The organism is Phytoamicus setariae, assembly GCF_016722925.1.
Taxonomy (GTDB): domain Bacteria; phylum Pseudomonadota; class Alphaproteobacteria; order Rhizobiales; family Rhizobiaceae; genus Rhizobium_E; species Rhizobium_E setariae.
Window position 1 is genome coordinate 24,244 of record NZ_JAEQNC010000006.1, and the last position, 21,163, is coordinate 45,406.

Annotated in this window: 15 protein-coding genes; 11 read left to right on the forward strand and 4 right to left on the reverse strand. The window is 59.0% G+C overall.

Annotation, left to right across the window (positions count from 1 at the left end; all coding sequences use genetic code 11):
* Positions 1 to 4: 4 nt before the first annotated feature.
* Both JJB09_RS11955 and JJB09_RS11960 read left to right on the forward strand, forming a co-directional pair.
* Positions 5 to 334 carry an XdhC family protein gene (locus JJB09_RS11955; protein WP_201658047.1) on the forward strand — a complete coding sequence of 110 codons (330 nt, stop codon included), beginning with the start codon at positions 5 to 7 and terminating at the stop codon, positions 332 to 334.
* Positions 334 to 1,023 carry an XdhC family protein gene (locus tag JJB09_RS11960; protein WP_201658050.1) on the forward strand — a complete coding sequence of 230 codons (690 nt, stop codon included), beginning with the start codon at positions 334 to 336 and terminating at the stop codon, positions 1,021 to 1,023. Before JJB09_RS11955 ends, JJB09_RS11960 begins: the two co-directional genes overlap by 1 nt.
* An 8-nt stretch (positions 1,024 to 1,031) precedes the next feature.
* Here the strand turns inward: JJB09_RS11960 and JJB09_RS11965 are convergent, their stop codons facing one another.
* Positions 1,032 to 2,141 carry a DUF2865 domain-containing protein gene (locus JJB09_RS11965; RefSeq protein WP_201658053.1) on the reverse strand — a complete coding sequence of 370 codons (1,110 nt, stop codon included), beginning with the start codon at positions 2,139 to 2,141 and terminating at the stop codon, positions 1,032 to 1,034.
* 162 nt (positions 2,142 to 2,303) lie between these two features.
* On the opposite strand from JJB09_RS11965, the gene JJB09_RS11970 reads away from it, so the two are divergent.
* The gene (locus JJB09_RS11970) at positions 2,304 to 3,146 is read left to right on the forward strand and encodes a UDP-2,3-diacylglucosamine diphosphatase (protein WP_201658055.1); all 843 of its coding nucleotides are present in this window, start codon (positions 2,304 to 2,306) and stop codon (positions 3,144 to 3,146) included.
* 39 nt (positions 3,147 to 3,185) lie between these two features.
* On the opposite strand, the gene JJB09_RS11975 is transcribed toward JJB09_RS11970, so the two are convergent.
* Positions 3,186 to 4,448 carry a Glu/Leu/Phe/Val family dehydrogenase gene (locus JJB09_RS11975; protein WP_201658057.1) on the reverse strand — a complete coding sequence of 421 codons (1,263 nt, stop codon included), beginning with the start codon at positions 4,446 to 4,448 and terminating at the stop codon, positions 3,186 to 3,188.
* A gap of 543 nt (positions 4,449 to 4,991) precedes the next feature.
* Here JJB09_RS11975 and JJB09_RS11980 point away from each other — a divergent pair.
* Entirely contained in the window at positions 4,992 to 6,194 is a 1,203-nt protein-coding gene (locus JJB09_RS11980; protein WP_201658059.1) for an MFS transporter, read from the forward strand.
* Here the strand turns inward: JJB09_RS11980 and dgcA are convergent.
* Complete coding sequence (gene dgcA / locus JJB09_RS11985) at positions 6,164 to 7,147, reverse strand: N-acetyl-D-Glu racemase DgcA (protein ID WP_201658061.1); 984 nt, start codon at positions 7,145 to 7,147, stop codon at positions 6,164 to 6,166. The two genes, JJB09_RS11980 and dgcA, sit on opposite strands and share 31 nt — an antisense overlap.
* A 159-nt stretch (positions 7,148 to 7,306) precedes the next feature.
* Between dgcA and JJB09_RS11990 the strand changes: the two genes are divergently transcribed.
* The 4 genes from JJB09_RS11990 to JJB09_RS12005 are packed head-to-tail and all read left to right on the forward strand — an operon-like array spanning position 7,307 to position 11,308.
* Positions 7,307 to 8,452: an ABC transporter permease gene (locus tag JJB09_RS11990; RefSeq protein WP_201658063.1), complete on the forward strand. Its 1,146-nt coding sequence runs from the start codon at positions 7,307 to 7,309 to the stop codon at positions 8,450 to 8,452.
* Between the two features lie 7 nt (positions 8,453 to 8,459).
* The gene (locus JJB09_RS11995; RefSeq protein ID WP_201658065.1) at positions 8,460 to 9,272 is read left to right on the forward strand and encodes an ABC transporter ATP-binding protein; all 813 of its coding nucleotides are present in this window, start codon (positions 8,460 to 8,462) and stop codon (positions 9,270 to 9,272) included.
* Positions 9,273 to 9,314: 42 nt separating this feature from the next.
* A complete protein-coding gene (locus JJB09_RS12000; RefSeq protein ID WP_201658067.1) occupies positions 9,315 to 10,691 on the forward strand; it encodes an MlaD family protein in 1,377 nt (458 codons plus the stop codon).
* Positions 10,691 to 11,308, forward strand: a complete 618-nt coding sequence (locus tag JJB09_RS12005; RefSeq protein ID WP_425523716.1) for an ABC-type transport auxiliary lipoprotein family protein — start codon at positions 10,691 to 10,693, stop codon at positions 11,306 to 11,308. The genes JJB09_RS12000 and JJB09_RS12005 overlap by 1 nt, the downstream gene beginning before the upstream one ends.
* A gap of 442 nt (positions 11,309 to 11,750) precedes the next feature.
* Here JJB09_RS12005 and JJB09_RS12010 read toward each other — a convergent pair whose 3' ends face one another.
* Positions 11,751 to 18,599, reverse strand: a complete 6,849-nt coding sequence (locus tag JJB09_RS12010; RefSeq protein ID WP_201658073.1) for an apolipoprotein A-IV repeat region-like domain-containing protein — start codon at positions 18,597 to 18,599, stop codon at positions 11,751 to 11,753.
* A gap of 448 nt (positions 18,600 to 19,047) precedes the next feature.
* Here JJB09_RS12010 and JJB09_RS12015 point away from each other — a divergent pair, with 448 nt between their 5' ends.
* The 3 genes from JJB09_RS12015 to JJB09_RS12025 all read left to right on the forward strand — a co-directional run bounded on the left by JJB09_RS12015 (position 19,048) and on the right by JJB09_RS12025 (position 21,073).
* Entirely contained in the window at positions 19,048 to 19,416 is a 369-nt protein-coding gene (locus tag JJB09_RS12015) for an Hpt domain-containing protein (protein ID WP_201658076.1), read from the forward strand.
* Positions 19,417 to 19,502: 86 nt separating this feature from the next.
* Positions 19,503 to 20,252, forward strand: a complete 750-nt coding sequence (locus tag JJB09_RS12020; RefSeq protein ID WP_201658079.1) for a metallophosphoesterase family protein — start codon at positions 19,503 to 19,505, stop codon at positions 20,250 to 20,252.
* Positions 20,253 to 20,368: 116 nt separating this feature from the next.
* A complete protein-coding gene (locus tag JJB09_RS12025; RefSeq protein WP_425523717.1) occupies positions 20,369 to 21,073 on the forward strand; it encodes a DUF2270 domain-containing protein in 705 nt (234 codons plus the stop codon).
* Positions 21,074 to 21,163 lie beyond the last annotated feature (90 nt).

The window sequence follows — 21,163 nt, forward strand, 5'->3', positions numbered from 1 at the left end:
GGATATGACGACTATCAGCGAAATGCATGATCCGCTCGACATCGCGGAAGCCTGGCGAATGGAGGGCAGGGATATCGCCATTGCGACCGTGGTTGAAACATGGGGATCGGCGCCACGGCCAGTTGGATCGCATCTGGTGATCGATGCCGAGGGAAACTTTGAAGGATCGGTCTCGGGCGGCTGTGTCGAAGGGGCGGTGATTTCTGAGGCCGTTGATGTGATTGCGTCCGGCGTGCCGAAAATGCTGGAATTCGGCGTTGCCGACGAGACGGCATGGCGGGTCGGGCTATCTTGCGGTGGGCGCATCTCCGTCTATGTCGAAAGGGTCGTTTGATGCGCATCGAGCATCTTGTTGCCGTCAATGAAGCGCGCCGCGCCCGCCGCGCCGTCATTCTGTTGACCGATCTCGAAAGCGGCGAGGGGCGTGTCTTCATCGAGGGCGGAACCATTGCGGACGACCTGCGTCCGGAAGTGGAGAAGGCTTTCCGCACCGGCAAATCTGGCACCGTGGAGATCGGCGGCAAACGCCTGTTTCTCAATGTCCAGGTGCCGCCGCCACGGATTGCGGTGATCGGGGCCGTGCATATATCGCAGGCGCTGGCATCGATGGCGCCCATTGCAGGCTACGATCTCAGGATCATCGATCCGCGTACAGCCTTTGCCACGCCAGAGCGTTTCGAGGGGGTGGATCTTGCCGCCGACTGGCCCGAGGACGTCCTCGCTGCTCGCCCTCTCGATGCCTATACGGCACTGGTCGCTGTAACGCATGACCCGAAGATCGACGACTATCCGATTGTTTCAGCTTTAAAATCCGGTTGCTTCTATGTCGGCGCACTGGGGAGCAGAAAGACACATGCAAAACGCATCGAGCGCTTGAAAGAGGCAGGGTGTTCGGACGAGGAGATCGCACGGATCGACGCGCCGATAGGGCTGGACATCGGCGCCCAGAGCCCGGCGGAGATTGCGGTCGCGGTGCTAGGCGCGATCATTCAGTCGTTCAGACGACGCGCGCTCGGCGGATAAGTCCCGGCCTACTGGCCCTCGCTTTCACTCGGACCGGCAGGGTGCATAAAGTCCATGCCTTCATCGTCAGGAAGAAAGCGCGGGCCGATGATCCTTACCTTGTCGCCTGGGTTATAGTCGCGTTCCACCGGCGCGGGCTTGACTGCCGCCATCTCGGTCTTGTGCTTTAGACCGCCGCGAAGGCCGGGCTTGACCCAGACGATGGAGCTCTCTTCTGCCGGCACTTCGCCGGGGCTTTTCACGACTGCTTCCCGCCGCATCATTTCCTTGTAATAGAGCGCAAAATCGCAGCCGCACTGGCGATCGTCATCAGGGCCCTTTGTGCGAAAACGATACGCGTTCGGCAAGTCGACGTAGGACTGGCCGGTCATTGCCGAGCGCATGCCGTCGCTTTCGCTGCGGATCGAGTGGTAGAACAGTTCGGTCTCCGTTCCCGGGCACATCATCGAGCATACTTGCGCATCGCGACGGAAGTTGAGCGTCGAGGCGTGCGAGGAAACGGGAAAATAGGCGCCGTCGCATGTGCGCACGCACATCGTCCGGTAGCTGCCGTTTATTGCCGCACCGCCAAGATCGATGAACTGGTCCTCGCCATAGACAGGCTCGGTCGATGGTATGCGGATCGTTTCCGTGCCGCCGGGTCCGTCCTTTACAAGGCTTTCAAAGGGCTGTCCGTTGTCCGGCGTGCTGACCAGGACGGGCTGTTCGTTGCAGCGGTTGTCGTCGAGAGCCGCAACAAGCCTCTGGCGTTTTAATCCACTGGGATTGTCGGCAAGCAATGAAAGGCGCTTGGCGTCGAGAATCTGCAGATTGCGCTCCATGCGCGTCTTTTTCGCTTCGAAAGCACTGCATTCCGGTTCATTGGGACCGCCGATAATGATCATGCTGCCGTTGGTGCAACCCGCTTGCCGCATCGCATGGTCCAACTCACGAATGCTTCCCCTCTGTTCGGCGATGGCACGCGCATATTTGCGGGCTTCGCCCACGGCGTCCATCGACTGTGAAAGATTGGCTAGCTCGAAACCCAACTGATCACATACCTCCGAGGCTTGGGCGGCGGAGCCGAAAAATGAAACGGCGATCATCGCCAGGGCGGTGGATGTAAGAATGCGGGGCATGGGAATGTTCACAAATGGATTGGAGCGGCAAGAAAAGCCGCCAATCAAGTTTGCGCTAAAACAGTGAAACAGAGCTTAAGAATCTGGGTTAACGGCGGCCTTGTCACAAAGGTGAAACAGGACTCTGCTTTTCAGAAGAGGCGAAAAAGTGTGAGGCAGACCATGTCCGATTTAAGCGAAATGCGGGAAGGCCGGCAATTCCGGACGATATTCCTCTCCGATATTCACCTTGGCTCCAAAGCTGCCAAGGCCGATTTTCTTCTCGATTTCCTGAGGGTGCACGATGCCGACACGATCTACCTGGTCGGCGACATCGTTGATGGCTGGCGGTTGAAGCGATCCTGGCACTGGCCGCAAAATTGCAATGATGTGGTCCAGAAACTGCTGCGCAAAGGCCGCAAGGGCACCCGCATCGTCTATATCCCGGGCAATCATGATGCCTTCATGCGCGAATATCCCGGCATTCATTTCGGCGGCATCGAGGTTGAAAAGAACATCATCCACCAAGCGGCAGACGGCAAACGCTATCTGGTCCTGCACGGCGATGAATTCGATGTCGTGGTGCGCAATGCCAAGTTCATCGCCCATCTCGGCGACTGGGCCTACGATATGGCGATCGCGTTGAACGTGATGATCGCCAAGGTCCGTCGCAAGCTTGGCTTGCCTTACTGGTCGTTCTCGGCCTGGGCGAAATTGCAGGTCAAGCGCGCCGTCAACTTCATCGGCGAGTTTCAGAATGTGGTTGCTGATGAGGCGCGACGCCATCAGGTGGATGGAGTCATCTGCGGACATATTCATCATGCCGTCATCGAGGATATCGACGGCATCAGCTACATCAACACTGGCGACTGGGTAGAAAGCTGCACGGCTATTGTCGAGCATTTCGACGGGCGGATGGAATTGATCCGTTGGCAGAGCGCTGCCGAAAACAAGCCGCTGGCAGGTCCGCTGGTGCCGATCCGACTGCTCGGCCATGATGTGCCGAAAGAGATCCAGGCAGCTTGAAGAAAAAGGGGCGGTGTTCGCCGCCCCGTCTTGTTGTTTTCACGGAAAGAGGCCGCGCGTTGCCTTCGCCTGGGCGACTTTATCGACGCCGATGGCCATGGCAGCTACGCGATGGGCAACTTCATCGCGCTCCACACGCGCCATTACTCGGTGGAAAGCGTCGTCCAGCAAGCCCTTGAGACGGGTAATGACCTCTTCGCGCTTCCAGAACAGCTGTTGCAGATCCTGCACCCATTCGAAATAGCTGACGATCACGCCGCCGGAATTGCACAGGATATCCGGGATGACGAAGATCTCGTTTCGACGGTGTTCCAGTACGGCATCGGCTTCCGGAGTCGTCGGGCCGTTGGCGGCTTCCGCCAGGATCCGGCAATTCAGGCGGGTAGCGACATCGGCATCGATGACCCGTTCGACGGCCGCGGGGATGAGGATGTCGCAGGGCTGCACCAACAATTGGTTCGGATCGAAAAGCGCTTCGCTGGAAAAGCCCTTCAGCGAGCCATGGCGCGAGGCATAGGCGACGAGTGCGTCGACATCGAAACCCTTACGGTCGAAGTAGCATGCGGTATGGTCCGAGACGCCGATGATCTTGACGCCTTGCTGGGCGAGTTCCAGCGCGGCGTAGGAGCCGACATTGCCAAAACCCTGGATGATGGCCGTGGCTTCGCGCGGCTTCATCTGCAGCCGTTCCATCGCGCGGGCGACAAGGTGAGCCACACCAAGTCCGGTCGCTTCGCGCCGGCCTTCGGTGCCTCCGGAGGAGACCGGCTTGCCAGTGACGATCTCGTTGACCGTGCGGCCCTGATACATGGAATAGGTATCCATGAACCAGGCCATCACCTGCTCGTTGGTGCCCATGTCCGGGGCCATGACGTCGATATGCGGTCCAACGAAGGGGATCATTTCCTGCATGTAGCGACGCGAAAGGCTTTCGAGTTCGCGCTTCGACAGCGAATGCGTATCGACCGTGACGCCGCCCTTAGCGCCACCATAGGGCAGGCCCGCGAGCGCGCATTTCCAGCTCATCCAGATTGCCAGGGCAGAGACTTCGCCGATATCGACGTTGGGCGCGAAACGGGTGCCTCCCTTTGTCGGGCCAAGCGTCAGATGGTGCTGTACGCGATAGCCTTGGAAGACGACGGTTTCGCCACTGTCCATATGGATCGGGCAGGAAATTGTGATTGCCCGCTTTGGATAAAGCAACCGGTCGCGATGCCCCTCGGCAATACCCAGATAATCCGCGACGCTGTTGAACTGGTTTTTCGCCATTTCGAAAACCGGTCCAGTATAGATTGTCGACATCCTGCTCCCTCGTGCCGCCTGCTCTCGATTTCGACCGTGCGGCGGCAAATTAACGGTTGTGACGGTATCGTCAGCCTGCATGTCGAATCCGGTTTTTCGCGAAATTCGACGTGGGCAACCAAATGGCAGAATCTGGCAAAATTCAACACCGAAAATAGCAAAATGAATGAAACCGCGACCAAATTTCGCAGGATGTTGATAGAAAACAGAAGAAATTGGAATTAAATCGATATAATCGCGACTTTCGAATATGAGCGCTAGAATACAATCTATAGTAGTTTTTGCGATTAAGGGTTTTGAGCATAAGCGCCATGCTAGACTTGGCGATCCCGAGAGCCAGAGGATATAACCAGACCTTTATCGCACGAGCCGTGTGGCGGGAATATCATTGAGTATGACTATTTCTTGGAGGGCGGCCTGCCGGGCTTGGCGGCGGACCAGTAGGGTGCTAGCTCAGACACAACGAGCAATCCCCCATTTCGGCCGCAGTGCACGCTCGGAATTCCGCTTCTGCGGCCCGTCGGCAGTTTTCTGGATTTATGAATGTCGAAATCGGCTGTGTCGGCAACCCGCGAAGAAGCGCCCCGTCTGTTTGCCCTGCGCGCAGCATTGTTGTTTTGTGCGCCGATGATGGTCAACGGCATCGGGCTGCCGTATTTTCCGTGGTTTCTCGATTATCTCGAGATGAGTGCCGCCGAAATCGGCATCATTCTGGCCGTGCCGCATCTTGTGCGGATGATCGGCACGCCGCTCGGCGCTGTCGCTGCGGACCGGGCGAAAGACCGGTCGCACGTCTTGCTCTGGTCGGCGGCAATTTCGCTGCTGACTGCAGTTACGCTGTTCTATACGCATTCCTTCTGGGCCGTGCTGATCGTCTATGCCCTGCAGGGCATTTTCTATGCGCCCTATGTGCCGATCGCCGAGGCAATCCTGATAACCGGCGTGCGACGCTGGAATTTCGACTACGGCTTCCTAAGGCTTTGGGGCTCGGTGGCCTTCATTCTTTCGACATTGCTAGGCGGATGGCTGTTCGGGTTGTTCGGGGGGGCAATGGTCGTTCCGGCGATGGCCGGATTTTTCCTGCTGACGGTCGTGATGGCGATCGTGGCGCCGCGCCTCGGACGGGCGCCGGCAGCCGAAGCCCATCAGGGCCTGTCAGCTGAGCGAAACCCGCTTTGGCAACCAGAATTCGTCCTGGTTACCGGAGGCGCGGCGCTCGTTCAGGGGAGCCACAGCATGCTCTTCACCTTCGCCTCGATCTACTGGGAAAAGCAGCTGGGATTCAGCGGCATCGAGATCAGCTGGTTCTGGACCGCAGGGGTGATTGCTGAAATCGTCCTGTTTCTGTTTGCGTCGCGGCTGCTGTCGCGCTTCAGCATCTGGGCGCTGATTCTCACCGGCTGCATGGCTGCGGTGGCGCGCTGGATCGTTTTCCCGCATATAGACGGCTTCTGGCCGCATTTTGCGCTGCAATGCAGCCACGCTTTCACCTTCGCCATCATCCACATTGGCATCCAGCGCTTCATCATGGAGCGGGTCGGTGAACGGCAGGAGGCGTCGGCGCAGGGTTTTTATACGACATACATCGCACTGTTCACCGCTATCGTTACCCTGCTTTCAGGCTACATCTACGGCTCTCTGGGCATCCAGGGGTTCTATATCATGGCCGTGCTTGCGGCGGTCGGCGCGCTGATGGTTTTCGCGGCCATGATACGTCAGCCCCAAAGGACCCGCTCTGGAGGATAAACCAGCGATTCCCGGTAGGTGAGGGCAGGCTCGCAGTCTTCGGCAAGCAGCAGCGGGCCGTCGAGATCGACGAAATCAACGTCCTGCGCGAGCAGCACGGCCGGTGCCATCGCAAGCGACGAGCCCACCATGCAACCCGCCATGATCGAAAAGCCGAGCCGCCTGGCCTCTGCCTTCATTGCCAGCGCCTCCGTCAGCCCGCCTGTCTTGTCGAGCTTGATGTTGACGGCGTCGTATTTGCCGACGAGCGCCGAAAGGTCACCTCGCGCATGAACGCTTTCATCGGCACATATCAGCAACGGATGCGCGATCCTGGCGAGAATATCGTCGTGGCCGGCAGGAAGAGGTTGCTCCACCAGCGCCACACCGCATTCGGCGGCAATCTGCAGGTGGCGAACGACATTGTCCTCGCTCCAGCCTTCGTTGGCATCGAGCACGATCGCCGCCAACGGGGCGGCTGCGCGCACCGCCCGAATGCGCGTTTCGTCGTCTTCCGTGCCTGTCTTCACCTTCAGGAGTGCGCGATGGGCATATTTTCCTGCCTGCGCGGCCATGGCGTCCGCCGTGTCGAGCGAGATCGTATATGCCGTCGTCAGCGGTTTTGGCTCGCTCACGCCAATTGCCGCGGCGACTGATTGGCCGGAGATTTTTGCTTCCAGATCCCAGAGGGCACAATCGACGGCATTGCGGGCGGCTCCAGGCGGCATGAGGCCTGCGATTTCAGATCGATTGGCGCCGCGCTCGATGGCCTCACGAAAAGAGACAATCTGGCTCGTCACGCTATCCAGGGTCTCGCCGTAGCGCTTGTACGGGACGCATTCGCCGCGGCCGCGAGCGTTCCCGTCCCAGATCGTGCATATGACGACATCCGCCGAGGTCTTGGAGCCGCGAGAGATCTTGAACTCTCCCGCAATCGGGAAACTGGTGATTGTGGTATCCAGGTGACGCGGCAAGCTCAATTCTCCGTGTTTTCGACACGTCGCGCCGACACACCTTGAACATCGCAGCACTCTGATGTCAAAACGTTTCTCTGCCAGCCGAATCGTGGTTTCGACATTATAGTGCAGCAGTCCGGCTTGGGGCCGCCACGCAATGAAAAAAGGAAGAGCCAAATGCCGGATACGGCAGACACAGCCGGCCTGAGTATCGACTATCCCGACAGCGGATTGATGGTCCGTCTGTCTGGTGCGTGGGTTAGCGCGACGATTGCGACCGTCGACAAGGCGCTGAAAGATTTGGAAGATATCCGCGTTTCCGGGCCTGCCAAGATTGATTTGAGCGGCATTACCAGCCTCGATACGGGCGGGGCTTGGGTGATCCGGCGCACCTTGACCGCTCTGCAGAAAAACAACGCATCGCTGTCGGTCAGCGACCCCAGTCCTGGAATGACCGAATTGATCACGGCCCTGCCGGATGCGCTGCCGGTGCCCGACTACGGCCAACGGATCAAACGCAATTTGTTCGAACGGATCTTTTCGCCGCTTGGCGAGACGACGCTCGGCCTCTGGGACGACGTTGTTCACTCGATGAGCATCATCGGTGCGGCAGTGCGGGGCGGCCAGCTGAAGTTTGGCCGCGGCGCGGGGCTTTCGCCGGCAGCCGTCGTCAGCCAACTGGAGCAGATGGCGGTCAACGCGGTGCCGATTATCGCGCTGATGTCGTTTCTGATCGGCGCGATCATCGCCCAGCAGGGGGCGTTCCAGCTACGCTATTTCGGTGCGGAAATCTTCGTCGTGGACCTCGTGGGCATCCTGCAATTGCGCGAAATTGGCGTGTTGTTGACCGCGATCATGGTTGCGGGCCGGTCGGGAAGCGCGATTACCGCTGAAATCGGCTCGATGAAAATGCGCGAAGAGATCGACGCCTTGCAGGTTATGGGGCTCAATCCGGTTGGGGTGCTTGTCCTTCCACGGCTCCTTGCACTGACGATTGCGCTGCCGCTGCTGACCGTGATTGCCAACTTTGCCGCCCTGACCGGAGCCGCCGTCGTCGCAAATCTCTATTCGGGTATTACATACGAAGTCTATCTCGGGCGCCTTCAGCAGGCGATCGACATTTCGACGCTGATATCTGGCATGCTGAAGGCGCCGTTCATGGCAGTCATCATCGGCATCGTCGCGGCTGTCGAAGGCATGAAGGTTGGAGGAAGCGCTGAATCGCTCGGTCGCCACGTGACAGCATCGGTGGTCAAGGCGATCTTCGTGGTTATATTGGTGGATGGCCTGTTCGCCATGTTCTACGCAGCAATCGATTTCTAGGAACGTCATGATCGTCGAGGCCGCCCCGCAGACATCTCAAAAGCGCGAAACGATCCTGTCGGTTCGGGATGTAACCGTCGGATTCGGCGATCACATCGTGCTAGATAAGCTGAACCTGGATATCTACCGCGGCGAGATCCTCGGCTTTGTCGGCGCGTCCGGTACCGGTAAGTCGGTGCTGATGAGGACCGTGCTCCGGCTCATTCCACGCCGTTCCGGCAAGATCGAAATGCTGGGCTCGGACTACGATGCGATTCCCGCCGACGAGCGCTATTTGCTCGATATGAAGCTTGGCGTGCTGTTTCAGCAGGGAGCATTGTTCTCGGCGCTGACGGTCAAGGAAAACATACAGTTCCCCATGCGGGAATATCTCGATCTACCTCCGTCCCTGATGGATGAGTTGGCGCGACTGAAGATCGAACTCGTCGGGCTTGCGCCCGAGGCTGCCGACAAATATCCGTCCGAGCTTTCAGGTGGCATGATCAAACGTGCTGCGCTTGCCCGGGCTTTGGCACTGGATCCGGCGCTTGTGTTTCTGGACGAGCCGACATCAGGACTGGACCCGATCGGAGCGGCCGAATTCGACCAACTGATTGCCAAATTGCGCGATACACTTGGACTGACGGTTTACATGGTCACCCATGATCTCGACAGCCTGTTTTCCGTGTGTGACCGAATTGCCGTACTTGGAAAAAAGCGTGTGCTGGTTGAAGGCACGATCAAAGATATGCTTGATTGCCCGGATGAATGGGTTCAGTCCTACTTCCGGGGCAAGCGCGCCCGGTCCATTCCCGGCTTCGGCATTGAACGAAATGCCTGAGAAAAAGCGGCAGAAAAAGATGGATAGCGGACGGTATTACTGATGGAAACGAAAGCGAATTATGCGATTGTCGGCTTCTTCACGGTGCTGGTGATGTTGCTTGCTTTCGGGTTCGTCTACTGGATGTCCGAATATGGCCGCGAGGGCGAGATGGAAATGCTTGCCATCCGCATTCCGGGTTCGGTGAACGGCTTGACCGTAGGTTCGCCCGTTCGGTTCAACGGCATCCAGATCGGCTCCGTTCGCGCGCTTCGTGTGGATTTCGACGACCCTAGATTTTCGCTTGCAGTAACGGAAGTGAAAGCGGATTCGCCCGTTCGTCCAGGCACTACCGCCGTGCTCGAAATCCAGGGCCTGACCGGGGCTGCCTACATCGAAATGTCCGGCGGAGACACGTCAAAGTCCCGGCTATGGGTAATCGAGGCGAAGAAGCCGAAGCCGGAGATTCCGATCATCACTGCGCGGCAGTCAGGCGTTACCAACATCCTGGCGACTGCCGGCGAAATCCTCTCGAAGACCGACAAGACGATGGTGCAGTTGCAGGGCTTCGTCAACGACAATAGAGCGCCGCTGACCAAGACGATCTCCAATGCCGAAGTTTTTTCGCAGGCGCTCAAAGACAACGCGGAAGGTGTCGATAAGTTTCTTGAAAGCGTGAGTTCGCTTTCCGGCACGATCAAGAGCCTTTCAGGGCGCATCGATACCACGCTTGCCTCACTGGAAAGCCTGCTCAAGGCCGTCGATGCCAAGAAAATCGACACAATCCTTGCCAATGCCGCGAAGGTCAGCGCAGATCTGGCCGCAGCTTCTGGCGATGTCGGCAAGACGGTGAAATCCGTCAATGAGGCAGTTGCGACCTATAAAACGGTTGGAGAGAAGGCCAACAAGACCCTCGACAACGTCGACAAACTCATGGCGGCAATCGATCCGCAGAAGGTTCAGGGATCGATCGACGACATCCGTGCAGCGGTTTCGGATGCGCGCACCGCGATCACTACTTTCAAGGGTGTCTCGCAGGATATCGACAAGCGCCGGGCCGACATCGACAAGACGATCAGCAATATCTCTGAAATGTCGGCGAAACTGAACAAGGCCTCGACCAGGGTAGACGGTGTGCTGGCAAAAATTGACAGCTTCCTCGGCTCCGGTGATTCCTCGTCGTTGATGGCTCAGGCTCGGTCGACGCTGGAGTCCTTCAAGAAAGTCGCAGATACGCTCAACGCAAAAATCGGCCCGATCGCGGACAACCTGTCGCGCTTCTCCGGTTCGGGGCTGCGCGATGTCGAAGCGCTGATCGGCGACACGCGCCGCACGATGAAGAGCCTGGATGCGGCCATAACGCGGTTTGATCAGGACCCGCGACGTTTGCTGTTCGGCGGCGACGATGTAAAGCAATTTGACGGCCGTGTGAGGCGTTGATGGTGTGGGGCGAAATGGGTTCGAATAAGGTTTGGCGGGGGGCACGCGCCATTGGGCTGGGGGTCTTGCTGGCCGCCGGGCTTTCCGGTTGCGCTGGAGGCGCAAGAGACGATACCTTTTCGCTATCTTCCGTACCGGAAGTTGTCGGCCCTACAGCAAAGAATCGGCAGATTCTTGTTCCCGAGCCGACCGCGCTTAAAGCGCTGGATTCCGAGCAGGTGGTAATTCGACTATCCGGGTCGGAGATCCAGTATCTGTCAAAGTCGCGCTGGAGCGACCGCCTGCCGCGGCTTGTTCAATCCAAGCTGATCGAAGCCTTCGAGAACACCGGCAAGCTCGGCGGCGTTGGCCGGCCAGGTGAGGGTCTCGCGATCGACTATCAGGTTGTCGCCGACATTCGCTCTTTCGAGATCGATGCAGGCGGCAACGACCGCGCGAGCATCGAGATTTCAGTCAAGATTCTCAACGACCGTAACGGCGCGGTGAAATCGCAGCGCGTGTTCTCTACCAGCGCACCGGTTGTCGGTTCAGGAAATGCCGCATTCATCGCAGCCCTCGACAAGGCATTTTCCCAAGCGACCGGTGAGATCGTCTCCTGGGCGCTGAATTCGATCTAAGTCCGGCAAACGATCCCGGATATCAGGCTGGCGACATAGCGCAATGCCGGTCTTGTTTGCGCCGCTGATGCCAAGCCAGGTGCAATGGGAAGCACGACTGCGGCAATGCGGATCGAACGTCGCAAGTGCCGTTGCGTCCGAAGCGCATCTCGATGGCTGATTGCCGGCTCCCTTCTCATGCAGCAACTGAATGGATACCTGTGTGGGGCGGAGCTTATGTGCTGATCCAGGCCGCGCTCGCTGTCACTGCCATGTCGACGGCTCTGGCGCTGCAACTGCCTTTCAACGCCGGACTGCAGGGGCCAGTATTGTTCTGTTGGCCAAGGTCGAGCTGCTCCGTGGCCAGTCCGCCTCAGATCGCGGAGAAACGTCGGATCAGAGACCTCATCAAATGCAAAAAGGCCGCTTGCGCGGCCTTTTTCCTGTTTACGGTCGAATGGTCTTAAGACAGACGTCCGGCTGCATGGGCCAGCATCGTGTAGACTTTGCCCGTGTCCGAGGTCAGATAGCTCTGCGTCAACGACTTGTCGCGATCGTTGCGCGTCACATCGGCGAGCAGTTTTTCGAAGTCGTTGATGTAGCGATCAACGGCGGAACGGAATTCCGGCTCGCGATCGTATTTGCGCTTGATCTCATCGAATGTCTGCTGGCCCTTCAACGTGTACAGACGGCGAGTAAACACGTCGCGTTCGCCACGCTGGTAACGACGCCAGAGATCGACCGAAGCATCGTGGTCGATGGCGCGGGCAATATCGACCGAAAGCGAATTCAGCGATTCAACCACATGCCGCGGATTGCGACTGTCGGGGCGGGCGGTCGTCGGCGCTGAACGGGGCTCAGGCGTTGCTTCCTCGCGTGAAGCGCTGCGCAGCAGATCGCTGATCCAGCCTTGTCCTTCCTCGCGACGCGTGGTGTTGTCATCCTGCTGAGCCTTTGGCTTGACCGGCTCGCGCCGTTCGACGCCGAGGCTGCCGCGCAGACCGGTTGCTTCGGCCGGGCGTTCGCGTTCGGACGGAGTATTCTGCTTCTGGACGCTTTCGGCTGCTGGCGGCACCACGGGCGGTTGGGCCGGGCGCGTTACCGGCGCAGCTTCGCGCGGACGGACAACAGGCTCGGCTTCCACGCGCCTTGCGACGGGCTCTGCCACGGTCTGGCGAACCACGGGAGAGGGCTCCACGATACGGGCCTGCACGGGCTGCACTTCCGGCTCGGCACGGGCCGTGGCAACTGCGACTTCGCGTACCAGCGGTCTTGGCGTTTCGAGATGCGCTGAGGACACGCCGATGATGCCCGAAAGCTCCTGTAGCGCCTTGACCTGTTCTGCAACCGCGCGACGCATCTGGGCGGCGTTTTCCTTGGCCTCCTCCGGGAGGTCGAAAGCGCTGCGTTTGAGTTCGGCACGGGTGTCGGTCAGTTCCTTGCGAATTTCGCCGGCGGTCCTGCGGATTTCGTCGGTGGCACCGGCAAAGCGGCCTACGGCCTCTTCTATGGCTTCCTTCAAGGCGTCGCGCAGCTGGCTGGCGGTGGCGTTCGAACGCTTGCCAGTCTCGCCGAGCAGGCGATCGACATCGGCCAGCGAGCTGGAAATGCTGCCGCGTAGGCGGCTTGCCATTTCGTCGGCACGCTCGTTTGCCTTGTCGAGGGTTACGCCGACTGCGCCGGAGGCCTCTTCTGCGGCCTTGGTCACCGAAGACTTCATCACGTCGGCCATATCGGTCGCGCGCTTTTCGGTTTCAGACAGGATTCGGCCGATTTCCGAGAACGCGGTCTGTACGCCGCCACGAACGTTCGAGGACACCTGTCCCGAACGGGATTCGGCGCGGTCGAAGGCCGCTTCGACCAGTCCGGCCAGCGAGCGCATGGTGTTTTCGATCTCTTCGGAGCGTCGAACCAGGCCGACCGCGAGCGTCTGCAGCGCATCCTCGCGCTCTTCGAGCGTTGAAACGAGGTTGGACTGCGCTGCCGCCAACAGGCCGGTTGCCTGACCAAGCACCTTGGAATGATCGTCGAACCGCGTGACGATTCCGCCGATCTGCGAGAGCGTTTCATTCGAAACGGAGGAGAGCCGCTCAGAATTGCCTTCGAGGAGGCGGGTCGAGGCGCTGACGGAATCGGAGGCGCGGGTCGCGGTTTCGGCGAAGCGCTCGGCGGTCGAGTTGAGCGCCTGGTCCACCGCACTGAGATTTTCACCCGTGTCGGCAACCAGTTTCTGGATGCCGGCATGGCTCTGGTCCAGAGCGCCGATAAGGTCGAGAACGGTTGTCTTCAACGAAAGCTCAGCTCCGGTGACGGCCTTTGCCGTCTCTTCCGTGCGTGATGCAATCGCATTGATAAGCGCGGAATTTTCGGCGCGAAGCACGTCCACGCTTTCGCGGGTGACCTGACCGATGCGCGAAGCGGCGCTCTGGCCGAACTCTGTCAATGCTTCGGCAGCCGGACGCGCCTTTTCGTCGATGATGCGCGAAAGCTCGGCGGAACGCGCCGCGAGGATGGAATTGAGTTCACGGGTACGTTCGTCGAGCGTTGTCCGTATGGTCTCGTGACGGGTGGCAAGCGCCTTTTCCGCCGTATCGAGATTGGCGGCGATCGCCGCTGCATCTTCCGTCACCCGCCCGCTGGTCGCAGAGAGCTGGTTGGCGAAATCCGTCATGTCCTTGCCAATGCGGCTCGAGAAGTTGCCAACCTTGGATTCGACGGTACCGGCGAACCGATCTGCATTCGCCGACAGCCGGGCGACGAACTGGTCCGCATTCCCGGTCAGATCGGCCGAATATTGATTTGCGTTGGTGGAAAGCCGTTCGGCAAACTGGTCGGCATTGCCAGCGAGTTTGGTCGAGTATGTATCTGCGGTCGTGGCAATCCGATCGGCGAATTGCTCGGTATTGTCCGACAACTTAGCCGAATATTGGTCTGCATTGGACGAAAGCCGCTCCGCAAACTGCTCGGTATCGTCGGACAACTTGGCCGAATACTGGTCTGCATTGGTCGAAAGCCGTTCGGCAAACTGGTCGGCATTGCCGGCAAGCTTGGTCGAATACGCTTCTGCCGTCGTGGAGATCCGTTCAACGAACTGTTCGGTTTCATCTGACAGTTTGGTCGAATACTGATCAGCTTCCGTTCCAAGGCGCGTGGCGAACTGATCCGCATCTGCTGCCAGACGGGACGAGAACTGCTCGGCTTCCGACGAAAGCTTGCTCGTCAGGCCGGCACTGCGTGCGGCCATCTCGTCGGCATATTCGAGCCCCTTGGAGGCTATAGTGTCGATTACGCGGCTCGCATCGGCATCAATAGCGCTGGACGCCTCCACCACCGCATTACGCAGAGTCAGGGCAAGCCCGGACGCCTTGCCGTCGATGGTCTTGGAAACGTTGTCCAGGCCGATGGTCAATGCCCGATCCATGGTCGAGAGCCGTTCGTCGATACGTGCAGTGCGCGTATCGAAGGTCTCGGCGATGCGACTCGCACCGGCTTCGGTGATCTGCTCGAAATTCTGCAGCTGGGATCCCACCATGCCCTGGAGCTTTTGTCCTGCCGCATCGATGGCATCCGCGAATTTGCCTGCATCGCTGTGGATGCCGCTTTCCAGCTTGTCGAAGCTGGAAAGAATTCGTCCACCGGTTTCATCGAACCGATGAGTTACCGATGTCAGTGTCTCGTCGATCCGCGAGCCGAACACATCGGCGGCGCGGGCAAGCTCGGCAGCCTTGTCGCCGACCCTGTCAGCGAGCGATCCGGTGCTGGCGGCAAACGCCTGTTCGAGCGAATTGGCGCTTTCCGATATTGCCAGCTTGAGAGCCGCTTCCCGTTCCTCGAGCTTCATGTCCAGCATCATGATGTTGGACAGCATGTTGGCGGTGCCGCTCTGCAGCCGTTCATCAAGCGATTGACCGCTTGCGTCGATCGTCTCCCGCAGCGCGTCGCGATGTGCGGCGATCTGTTGGACAAGCTTTTCTGCGGTCTGGCTGAGGGTCAGCTGGCTGTCCGACAACGTCTCGCGAAGCGCCTCATGGCTCATCTCGATGCCCGAGCTGATGCCAGCTGCAGTGCTCAGCAGCTTTTCATCGAGAATTTCCGCCATCCCTTCTATCGCCGCGGAAAGGCTGGCTTCGCGCTCGGAAAGGACGGTTTCGATCTTGCGTGCGTTACCGGTGAAGGCAAGCGCACTGGCCTGCATGCGATTGTCGAGGTTATCAGCGGTCGCATCAAGAACTTGGCGCAGGTTCTTCTCGCGGATGTCGATCTTCTCGGCGAAACGTGCCGCACTCTCTTCCAGTTCGACCGCGCTTTTCACCATGGCTTCGGAAAGTGCCGATGTATGGTTGGAAATCGTGCCCGCCAGCCCGCTGGAGGCGTTCTCGATGGTGTCGTTGATGGAGCGTGTGCCGGTTTCGACGGCTTCGCGAAGCTTGCTTTCGCCGTCCTCGAACGACATTTCCAGCATGCTTGCACCCATGGCAATGCTGGTGCCGATGGATGTTGCCTGATCGGCGAGCGTGTCGTCGATCTGCTTGCGGCCTTCTTCGAGCGCGATGGTGATGGCGCTTGTCCGGTCTTCGAGCGTCGCCCGGATCATGTCGTGGGTGGAAGCGAGCTGGATACCGAGATCGGCGCTACCATGGTCGAGGGTCGACGTGATGTCCCTGACCGTAGTCTCCAGCGTTTGCTTTATGTCGCGGGAAGCTTCGCCGGTGGCATGTTCAATGTGGCTTGCACCACGATTGAGGATGTCGGCCATGGCCGCCGAACGCTCCTGCAGAGAGTCGTCGAGCCGCTTCTGATGTTCTGTGTATGTCGCCGCGATGGTGATCGCATTTTCGCCAAGCGTGCGGGCAAGGCGGGTGCGTGCATCATCGACATTGCCGGTGATCAGTTCCGTGCCGCGCGAAACGGCGGTCGACAGCCGTTCATGATTTTCGGAGAATGCCGCTTCGATCGCCGCTGACTTTTCTTCGAGCAGCGATGCGATCTTCTCATGTCCGCCGCCGACGGCATTTTCCAGCCGTGAACTGGTGTGCGCAAGGACAGCTTCGATCGCAGCCGACTTTTCGTCCAGCAGCGACGCGATCCTCTCATGTCCACCGCCGACAGCATTCTCTAGTCGCGCGCTGGTATCAGCGAACACAGCTTCGAATGCGCCGGACTTCTCGTCGAGCATGGCGGAAATCTTCTTGTGCCCGCCGCCGACGACCTTTTCCAGCCGCGCGCTCGTGTCGCCGAGCGCTGCTTCGAACTGGCTCGATTTTTCTTCGAGCAAGCTGGCAATTTTCTCGTGCCCGCCACTGACGGACTCTTCCAGCCGTGCGCTGTTGCTGGCGAAGGCAGAATCGAAAGCCGCCGATTTTTCGTTCAGCAGAGTGGCAATCAACTCCTGGCCGGACGTGATTGTGTCGTCGATGCGCTTATGGGTTTGAGCGAAGGCCGAAGCGATGCCATTCGAGCGCTCATCGAGAAGGCTCGACATCTTTTCATGACCGTCGGCGACCGCTGCTGTGATTGCTTCGGTCCGATCCGCGATCTTGGCGGCAAGTTCGTCCGCCTTGGCACCAAAGCCGCTGTCGAGACGGTCGTTGGCGTTGCCGATGACTTCAGCGATTTCGCCGACCTTGCTTTCGAGCGCCATTTCGATCAGCTCCTGGCCGGTGCCAAGTGCAGTTTCGAGCGCCAGCGACTGGCTGGTAAAGGAGCCGGTCAGCCTCTCCAGAGAGGAATTCAGTATGCCGTCGAGTGCATCCTTGCCCGATCCGAGCGAGTGATTGATGCGCGCGAGGCTGTCGGACAACTTGGCATCGAGCGAGCCGGAACGCTTGTCGAACGCATCGGCGAAGTCGTTCAGACGGCCATCGAATGCGGAGGCGACGAGGTCGACCGAAGAACGCAGCCGCTCGTCGAAGAAGCCCGAACGCAGGTCCAGATCCATGACCGCTTCGTCGGCCGTGGTCTGGAGCGACTGGCGGAAACTTGCGCCTTTCTCATCCAGTGAGGCGTTGAGCGTACGAAGCACGTCTTCCAGGCTGGAAGTGACGGTCTGGGCGCCAGAAGTCAGCGATTCATTGATCTGGCGTGTCCGTGCGATCAGCGTTTCGTTGAGCTGGCGCGTGCGCTCCTGCAGCGCTGCGTTCAGTTTTTCCGTGTTGGCATCGAGAACCGATGCGCGGGTTTCGAACTCTGAAAGCAGCGAACGCCCGCGTTCGTTGAGCGCGGCGCCGAGGATCTCGATGCGCGTGTCGAATTCTTCTGCGAGCGAAATGCCAGTGCTATTGAGGGTGGTCAGCAGGCCTTCGGTCTTGCCCGACAGCAGGGCGCTGATCGAGTTTGCTGCGTTGCCGGTCTTTTGCATGATGATCGCAGCCTGCGTGTCGATCATCTGGGCGACGGCTTCGCCCGAGGTGGCGATGCTCTTGGAGATGGTGGTGCCAGCCGAGGATAGCTCTTCCTTAAGCTGGACATGGGCGCTCGAAATCGAAGAACGGACCCGCTCGGCGTGGCCAATGATCGCCTCGCGCTCGGAGCCGAGCTCCTGGACCAGGCTCCTGACCCGGAGTTCGTTGTCGGAGTAGCTGCGCTCCAATGCATTCACTTCCGAATGCACCAGCGTTTCGAGTTCCGAAGCGCGTGCGATCGTCCGCTCGATTCCCTCGTTCATCGCCGTGACTTCACGGCGGACTGCCTGGCCGACGGACATGATGCGTTCGGCGGCAGCATTTTCGGGTTCAGCAAGACGCAACGCCACTTCCGCCATGGAACGCGCCGCCTGCTTGAGTTCCTGCGCCCGGGTGATCATGTTGGCGAAAGCAAAGAAGACCAGGATCGGGAAGAAAATGCCGACCACGATGGCAAGGGCGCCAGGAACCGCGGCAAGGTCCGCAAGCGAGCGGATCTGCCAGATCTGCGGCGAATAGAGCAGGTGTGCCGCGCCGATGCCGAGCAGTACCCAGGCAGCAGAAACGATGGCCGCTACGCGAAGCGGCGAACCGGGTCTCTGTGCATCGAAACCGCGCAGCGCCTGGACCGGCACATTGGACGCCTGATCGTTGGCGGGCTTGTGCAAGGGCGATTTCGGCCCTGCCTCCGGCGCCAGTGCGCGGGCGATGTCCTCGGAGCGGTTCGCACCGGACCGGGCGGAATCGTCGCCTGGTTTGCGAGGTGTCTGGTTGGCTACGTCTGACAAATTTGCCTCCCGAGGATCAAGTCCGCCACGCGGGCGGTCTTCCTGGAAATCGATGGCCAAGGCTTCCTCAAGCGCCTTGTAGGCGTTCTCGGCTACCACGTCGTTTTCCGTCTTGATCGTCATTCCCGTTTCGCCTCATTCACTTCAATGCCTTGAAAGTGGGAGCCTCCGAGTAGGGAGAGCCCAAGGATTTCAAGGCCATGCACTTGCCCCGGATAATGCCATGTCCGCTCCGTCAGAGCGATGCCAGTGCCAATATCCGTTGGAATTTCGTCGCCTTTGGTTAAAAGGAGCCGCAATTTTCCACGTAACGTAGTGGCACAGAAGCCGTTTTGATACAATCACTGGGGCGACTGATGGCGAATAGGTTAAGAATTTATTAACGGAAATTTTGAGGCAGCCATACAAAAAAGTGAATGAATTTATCCCTTTAATGGCAGTTAACCATATGCCGAGATTTCACTCCGTGAAAATGCCGCAATTAAGCACTTTTGCGTGGTTGCCTGTGACGATGAGCTGCGAAGCACGCAGAGGCCTGTATCACAACCAGACAACAATCAGGGAAACAACCATGGCTGCCTTGAGTATCGCGTTCGGAGCCCCCGACCACTACAGTGGCGTCAAGCCCTCCAACCACCGCCCAATCGATCTTGTTCACCTTGCACGGCAGACGTCCGGCGACAAGGAGCTGGAGTTGGAAGTGTTGCGGATGTTCGCCCGGCAGGCGCGAACCTGCATGAACGAACTCGCCCATGCTCAGCAGGAAACGGTCTGCCAGACCGCGCACAAGCTTAAGGGCGCCGCCCTTGCCGTCGGTGCATTCATCGTATCTGATGCAGCAGAGCAGGTCGAAGCGCATGCTCAGGATGCCAAATGCCTAGCGTCACTCGGTGCGGCGGTGGTTGAAGTTGAAAACTTTATCCAGGGCCTGTCACGCTGAGCTCTGTGGCGTCGCGAAGGGTGCCTATCGCGTCCTGACCATTGCAAGGAGCGTGATTTGCGATGCGCGACCTCATAAGGCGCCTTATGGGCGCGCAACCGAAAGCAATGCAAATGCGCTCGCGCATCATCATTCCTGAAGGTCAAGTATACGACATCTACGCGATAGGTGATGTCCACGGCTGCCTTGACCTTCTCGTCGCTGTCGAAGAGCGCATCCGTTGGCATTCCGCCAATCGGAAGACGCCGGCGCTCATCGTGATGCTCGGCGATTATGTCGACCGCGGTTCTCAATCCCGCGGCGTTATCCAACATCTGACCAGGACCCCTGAGCCACCATTCCAGCGACTGTGCCTGTGCGGCAATCATGACGATGCGTTCCTGTCCTTCATACTGAACGACGATTTCGATCCGGCTTGGTTGGGATTTGGCGGTCTAACCACGCTTCAGTCCTACGGCGTGGATGCCGAAGGCTTGCTCGACCGGGATCCTGCCGGTCAAACGCTGATGAGGGCTGTACGAGAGGCCGTGCCGAAAGCGCATATTGATTTTCTCCGCACGTTGCCGATTTCCATCAGCATCGGCAAATATCTGTTCGTTCATGCGGGGATCGTTCCCGGCGTTCGGCTATCCCAGCAGTCCGATTTTGACATGCTCTGGATACGGGAGCCCTTTCTGACGAGAGGGCCGGAGCTAGATCTGATGGTTATCCACGGCCATACGCCAGATGACGACTTTCAGTACGGGATCGGCCGGATCGGCATAGACACTGGTGCCTTTGCGACTGGCAAGCTTAAGGCGCTGTATATCGGTACGTCAGGCATAGAGGAAATCTGATATTCTTGCGCCACGCCGCAGATTTCGGCTTGGATCAGGGGCTTCCACCCCGAATATGGCGGCGCAGATCGCCGTTTCTGATAAGCTGCCGGTACATTGTTCGGGAGGTGGAACCTGTGTCTGAACTGAAAGCCCCGCCCGGAGGTTCACAGCCAAGCCCGCCCCTGACTTCCGGAGAAATGGCGTCCACGATGTCGCATTTCCATCGCGCTGAAATTGCGCGAATGGCGGGATGGCGGGATCGTCTGGACAGGACGACCAACTGGGCGGTGACGGTTGCGGCCGCCATGCTGTCCGTGTCTTTGTCGACACCTTCGTCACACCACGGTGTCCTGTTGTTTGCCATGCTGTTGCTGCTGCAACTGCTGTGGATCGAAGCGCGCCGCTACCGCTTCTTCGATGTCTATCGTGCACGGGTCCGCCAGTTCGAGCGTTATTACTTCGCGCAGCTTTTCTCACCGCAAGACAACTTCGCGTCAAATTGGCTGCTGATCATGGGGGAAACGCTGAGGACACCCCAGTTCCTCATCAGCACCCGCGCGGCCTTCGCCCGTCGCCTGCGCCGCAACTACATACATCTGTTCTCCATATTGCTGCTCGCCTGGGTGCTGAAGCTGACCAGCCCGACATTACAGGTCGAGGGGCAGGAGATGGGCCTGGCGGCTTCGACGCGGCGCGCAATCGGCAACGCTGCCTTGGGTCCGCTGCCTGGCTGGCTCGTGTTCGCGTTTGTTGCGGTTTTCTATTGCTGGCTCATCTACACCGCCTACATCCAGAACTTCCGGGAAGGGGAACTGTCCATCGGCGACGTTCATGTATGATTGATTGTAGTCGCTCTGACGCGGGTCGATTGTCCAGGTTTGGACTGTTTTTTCGAAAGTCATGAATGTATTGGCGAAATTGTTTCGCCA

Coding starts and splice junctions, on each gene's coding strand:
- JJB09_RS12010 (WP_201658073.1), bottom strand. CDS start 18,599: ATGACGATCAAGACGGAAAACGACGTGGTAGCCGAGAACGCCTACAAG.
- JJB09_RS12005 (WP_425523716.1), top strand. CDS start 10,691: ATGGTGTGGGGCGAAATGGGTTCGAATAAGGTTTGGCGGGGGGCACGC.
- JJB09_RS12015 (WP_201658076.1), top strand. CDS start 19,048: ATGGCTGCCTTGAGTATCGCGTTCGGAGCCCCCGACCACTACAGTGGC.
- JJB09_RS12020 (WP_201658079.1), top strand. CDS start 19,503: ATGGGCGCGCAACCGAAAGCAATGCAAATGCGCTCGCGCATCATCATT.
- JJB09_RS11995 (WP_201658065.1), top strand. CDS start 8,460: ATGATCGTCGAGGCCGCCCCGCAGACATCTCAAAAGCGCGAAACGATC.
- JJB09_RS11975 (WP_201658057.1), bottom strand. CDS start 4,448: ATGTCGACAATCTATACTGGACCGGTTTTCGAAATGGCGAAAAACCAG.
- JJB09_RS11955 (WP_201658047.1), top strand. CDS start 5: ATGACGACTATCAGCGAAATGCATGATCCGCTCGACATCGCGGAAGCC.
- JJB09_RS11960 (WP_201658050.1), top strand. CDS start 334: ATGCGCATCGAGCATCTTGTTGCCGTCAATGAAGCGCGCCGCGCCCGC.
- JJB09_RS12000 (WP_201658067.1), top strand. CDS start 9,315: ATGGAAACGAAAGCGAATTATGCGATTGTCGGCTTCTTCACGGTGCTG.
- JJB09_RS11980 (WP_201658059.1), top strand. CDS start 4,992: ATGTCGAAATCGGCTGTGTCGGCAACCCGCGAAGAAGCGCCCCGTCTG.
- JJB09_RS11990 (WP_201658063.1), top strand. CDS start 7,307: ATGCCGGATACGGCAGACACAGCCGGCCTGAGTATCGACTATCCCGAC.
- JJB09_RS11970 (WP_201658055.1), top strand. CDS start 2,304: ATGTCCGATTTAAGCGAAATGCGGGAAGGCCGGCAATTCCGGACGATA.
- JJB09_RS11965 (WP_201658053.1), bottom strand. CDS start 2,141: ATGCCCCGCATTCTTACATCCACCGCCCTGGCGATGATCGCCGTTTCA.